Origin of the sequence: Moorena sp. SIO2C4, assembly GCF_010672485.1 — a bacterium.
In the GTDB taxonomy this organism is placed as follows: Bacteria; Cyanobacteriota; Cyanobacteriia; order Cyanobacteriales; family Coleofasciculaceae; genus Moorena; species Moorena producens.
Genome location: NZ_JAAHGN010000603.1, coordinates 1 through 4,559, shown reverse-complemented (window position 1 = coordinate 4,559; position 4,559 = coordinate 1). Strand labels below are relative to the sequence as shown.

Genomic DNA, 4,559 nt, shown 5'->3' with positions numbered 1-4,559 from the left:
TGATCGATCGCTTTGCTTATTTTCGATTGAAGCAACTTCAATTGCTCTAGTGAAAGCTGATTCCAGTCAAAATTTTCCATGATCGTTTCTTCGTCCCTGTGGCTACTCATTCTTTTAGATGTTCTTGGCGGCAATCTGGTCAGCTGTCAGCTTACGGCTGACAGCTTACGGCTGAATGCTTACACCCGAATTAAACGTCGGTTTCAAACAATGCAAGGCGCAATCGCTCCGCTGAATCTTCCAGTTCGGCCAGGGACTCCAGGCTAACCGCCACGCTGCGTTCAATCCCTAAAATTTCTGCCGCTTTAGCCACAGATGCTTTTTCTTTGTCATGGTAATTACCATCGGCTCGACACATCTTGATCCCTTGGTACAAAAGGGTTCGACGAAAATTCAGAGGAAAGTCATACTTGAGACTACTCAATAGCTCCTCAACTTTAGCATTTTTCCAATCGAATTGGCGGAGCGCTTCAATGTATTCTTTTTTTTCTTCAGATTCGACTAGCAACATTTCCTGTTCATCAATATACCACTGTAATTCTGCTTCTGCCAATTCCCCATCCGCTCCAGCAATTGCCATTAAGGCACCGCTGTAATTCACGCCTACCTCAAAATCAACTGGTTGAGTAATGTTATATCTATTTTGAGCATATGGGGTCACCTGAAGACTTTTTCCACTTGTCATAGTTTTGCTCTCTGTTTTTTATATAGGTGTTTTGAGCAAGTTTATTATACCACAATATAAATTGATGGGATAATGGTGAAAACCCCCTGTTTGTAAAGTTTATAAAACTCAATGCTTTGAGGTTAATAACCTGTAGTTTGAGAAGATTATCAAGAAAACTATCTAATAATTTAGAATATAAAACTGTACTAAAATCATAGACTGTTTGTTAAATTTTGCTTAAATTATTTTAGCTATTAGCCACAGGTACCTGTTGGGTAATACAATGAATTCCTCCTCCACCTTCAGCCAGAATCAGACTATTTACACCAACAACCTTCCGCCCAGGGAAAACCTCACGCAGAATAGCAAGGGGAGCATCATCTTGGCTGGAGTCACCAGCAATCGGAACGATTACCGCACCATTAGCAATGTAAAAATTCATGTGAGCAATATCTAAGCCAAGAGGAATCTCAACAATCTCAAACTTACGTCCACGAGCATCAGTACTTTGTTGTAATCGATGCTTAGCATCCCGACAAATCTTGTAATTTGGATCATTAGCATCATCAGTGCTATGGAGTAAGACCAATCCAGGTGCGGCAAATGCGCAAATGCCATCCACATGTCCATCTGTCACGGGATCAGGTACGATACCACGACCCAGCCAAACCACTGTTTCAGCCCCGAGATAGTCCTTCAAAAGTCTCTCAACTTGAGACTTACTCATCGTGGGATTGCGATTAGGGTTAAGTAAACATTCCTCAGTAGTGATAATAGTGCCTTCACCATCTAATGTGACACCACCGCCCTCCAACACTAGAGAGGATGAGTACATGGTTGTATCAAGATAGTGGCACAATCGCGCCTTAAGTAAAGCATCGTCCTGATAGGGGGGAAACTTACCACCCCAACCGTTGAACGTAAACCCAGCTACCCGACGTGAACCCTTGCCGTTCACCAAAAACATTGGACCGGAATCCCTGGCCCAGCCATCGTTTACGGGAAATTCAATTAGTTCGATATCTGAACTCAACAAGCCTTTAGCCACACCCTTGTCTTGAGGATGAACAACCATCGAAACCGGTTCAAACTCATTGACAGCATTCGCCACTGCTGCCCATTCCCGCCTTGCCTTCTTCAGACCATAGCCTTTCCAATTCTGAGCTGGAGGAAACACCATGATCGTGAATTCATGGGGCTGCCATTCCGCTGGAAAGAAAAAGCCATCCTCAAGGGGTGTTGTCTGCTGTAATAACGTAACTCCACTGCTGCTATAGTCCGGCATTCTACTACTAACCTCAGTTCTCACCCTTGAGCAGACTGCTGACATACCCAAGGCACTAGCAGCTGAAACAAGACTTAACTTTAGTAACCTTCGACGATTCAACATAGCGTGTATCTATTCTAGAGTACTTATCACTTGGGTCGGGAGTCCGGAGTCGGGAGTCGGGAGTCGGGAGTCGGGAGTCGGGAGTCGGGAGTCGGAATCCTGCCATACTTCCAACACTTCCGACACTTCCGACACTTAACACACTTTTTGATGGTCAATGCTAGCAGCGGTATCATAGAGTGGCTCAAATGTCCAGTGACAGGTGATCTGTTTTTTCTACTGATGGTCAAATTAAGGTAATTAGAGATTCTGTAATGCGGTGTGATTGCAATTACACCTTTGGGTAATGGGGAAAGTCTTTTTACCATTACCCTTATTTCCCATACAGAAAATGCTCACTAATGTAAGCTATCAGCTATCAGCTATCAGCTATCAGCTATCAGCTATCAGCTAATGCGCTATGGGAACAGCTTTTGAATCAAACAGGTAAGCATTGGTTTAATCTCAGTGAAGTCACAGCTTCGTTCGCACAGCGTGGCCAAACGCGCACGCGTGGCCGAAAGGCCAAGGCCAAAGCCTGTGCCACGCTGACCGCTGACCGCTGACCGCTGACTGCTTACTCACTAATACCAAGTCCGGTTAATTTGTTAAGTTTCAAGTTTCTAGTTTCAATTTTAATCGAATGGTGTCTTTCCTATGACTAAAGTACCTATTACTAAAGTAACTGACGAACTCAAAACCGAAATTTTCTACCCCGACAGTGATGGTAAGCCTATGACAGAAAGTGATCCTACTCGGGATTATCTGATTTATGGGGTAAACGCCTTAAAAAGTTATTTCAAAAATCGGGAAGATGTTTATGTTTCCGGTAACTTATTTATTTACTACCAGAAAGGAGAACCCGATCAGGTAGTCTCTCCCGATGTATTTGTGGTTTTTGGCGTAGAAAACAAACAGCGAAGAAGCTACAAAACTTGGGAAGAGGGAGGAAAACTGCCCAGTTGGGTATTAGAAATAACCTCAAAAAGCAGCCGGAATAGTGATCAAACCACAAAAAGCCAACTATACCAAACTATGGGAGTATTAGAATACTTTCAGTATGACCCTACTGGGGATTATCTTAACCCGCCACTTAAGGGATTACTTTTGGTGAAGGGAAAGTATAAACCTATCCCCAGCAAGTCTTTAGGGGATGGAGATTTTTCTATTGATAGTGAAGTCTTAGGTCTAGAGCTTCAAGTGCATCAGGGAAAACTAGAATTTTTTGATCAGAAGCTGGGTAAAAAGCTATTAAATTTTCAAGAACTGGAGATAGCTTATCAGCGAGCAAAGTTAGAGCAAACTACAGAAACTAAAGCCCGACAACAAGCGGAGTTAGAGCGAGCTGCTGAAGCTCAAGCCCGACAACGAGCAGAAGAAGGGCTACAGAATGCTATTTCCCAGTTATTAAGCTTAGGCTTGACTGTTGAACAGATAGCTGAAGCACTAAATTTATCAGTGGCAGAGGTTAACCGTCACGTTTAAATTGGTTATTCCCCCTTACCTATTTCCTGTTCCCTATTCCCTGTTCCCTATTCCCTATTCCCTACTCCCTGTTCCCTGTTCTAATCACCAATGACTAATGAGCAATTAAAACCTAAATTTTTTTATCGCAATACTAATGGTACACCAATGGCAGAAAGTGACCCTAACCGAGATTATATCATTTATGGCGTAGAAGCCTTGAAAAACTATTTCAAAAATCGAGACGATGTTTATGTTTCCGGCAACTTATCGATTTACTACCTAGAAGGCGTATATGATGCGGTAATTGAGCCTGATGTATTTGTAATTTTCGGAGTAGAAAATAAACTACGAAAACACTACAAAGTTTGGGAAGAAGGAGGAAATTTTCCGAGTTGGATATTAGAAGTAACTTCAATAAATACTAAGGGAACTGATCAAAGATTTAATCGCCAAACATACCAAGATATGGGAGTATTAGAATACATGCAGTATGACCCTGTGGAAGATTATCTCCAACCACCCCTGAAAGGATTACGTCTGGTGGAGGGAAACTATGAGCCTATGGCTAGCAAACCTTTAGGAGATGAAGATTTCTCGATTTACAGTGAAGTCTTAGGTTTAGAACTTCAAGTGAATCAGGGAAAACTAGAGTTTTTCGATCCGAAGTTGGGAAAAAAGCTATTAAACTTTCAAGAACTGGACATGGCTTATCAGGAAGCTGAACAAGCACTACAGCAAACTGAACAAGCACTACAGAAAGCTATTTCCCATTTATTAGGATTAGGGTTAAGTGTGGAACAGATAGCTGAAGCCTTGAGCTTATCAGTAGAAGACATTAATCACAGACTGCAAGAATAACTAACGTCAGTTTTGGATAAGGAGGAGCGAAGGGAGTAGGCTGAAAGTGTTTAAGAATTCAGCCGTCAGCCGTCAGCTGTCAGCCATTGGCGTAGCGTGCGCGTAGCCCATAAGCTGATACGCGACACGCTGATAGCTGATAGCTGAATGCTTACGAACGTGCCACTCCTCAAGCTTCCCAAATTTCTTCAATAACCA

The 4,559-nt window shown here is 42.6% G+C and carries 5 protein-coding genes; 2 read left to right on the top strand and 3 right to left on the bottom strand.

What is annotated here, in order from left to right; genetic code table 11:
* Positions 1-190 precede the first annotated feature (190 nt).
* From F6K20_RS25435 to F6K20_RS25425, 3 genes are all read right to left on the bottom strand, one after another.
* The gene (locus tag F6K20_RS25435; protein ID WP_071106672.1) at positions 191-685 is read right to left on the bottom strand and encodes a tellurite resistance TerB family protein; all 495 of its coding nucleotides are present in this window, start codon (positions 683-685) and stop codon (positions 191-193) included.
* A 229-nt stretch (positions 686-914) separates the two neighbouring features.
* Positions 915-2,057 carry an agmatine deiminase family protein gene (locus F6K20_RS25430; protein ID WP_202799283.1) on the bottom strand — a complete coding sequence of 381 codons (1,143 nt, stop codon included), beginning with the start codon at positions 2,055-2,057 and terminating at the stop codon, positions 915-917.
* 9 nt (positions 2,058-2,066) lie between these two features.
* On the bottom strand, positions 2,067-2,192 hold the full coding sequence (locus F6K20_RS25425; protein ID WP_267872122.1) for a hypothetical protein: 126 nt from the start codon (positions 2,190-2,192) through the stop codon (positions 2,067-2,069).
* Between the two features lie 501 nt (positions 2,193-2,693).
* Here F6K20_RS25425 and F6K20_RS25420 point away from each other — a divergent pair.
* Together F6K20_RS25420 and F6K20_RS25415 are read left to right on the top strand one after the other, a co-directional pair.
* Positions 2,694-3,521 (top strand): Uma2 family endonuclease, encoded by an 828-nt coding sequence (locus tag F6K20_RS25420; RefSeq protein ID WP_287296489.1) that lies wholly within the window; start codon positions 2,694-2,696, stop codon positions 3,519-3,521.
* A 90-nt stretch (positions 3,522-3,611) separates the two neighbouring features.
* On the top strand, positions 3,612-4,361 hold the full coding sequence (locus tag F6K20_RS25415) for a Uma2 family endonuclease (protein WP_287266450.1): 750 nt from the start codon (positions 3,612-3,614) through the stop codon (positions 4,359-4,361).
* Positions 4,362-4,559: the final 198 nt, after the last annotated feature.

Coding starts and splice junctions, on each gene's coding strand:
- F6K20_RS25420 (WP_287296489.1), top strand. CDS start 2,694: ATGACTAAAGTACCTATTACTAAAGTAACTGACGAACTCAAAACCGAA.
- F6K20_RS25415 (WP_287266450.1), top strand. CDS start 3,612: ATGACTAATGAGCAATTAAAACCTAAATTTTTTTATCGCAATACTAAT.
- F6K20_RS25430 (WP_202799283.1), bottom strand. CDS start 2,057: ATGTTGAATCGTCGAAGGTTACTAAAGTTAAGTCTTGTTTCAGCTGCT.
- F6K20_RS25435 (WP_071106672.1), bottom strand. CDS start 685: ATGACAAGTGGAAAAAGTCTTCAGGTGACCCCATATGCTCAAAATAGA.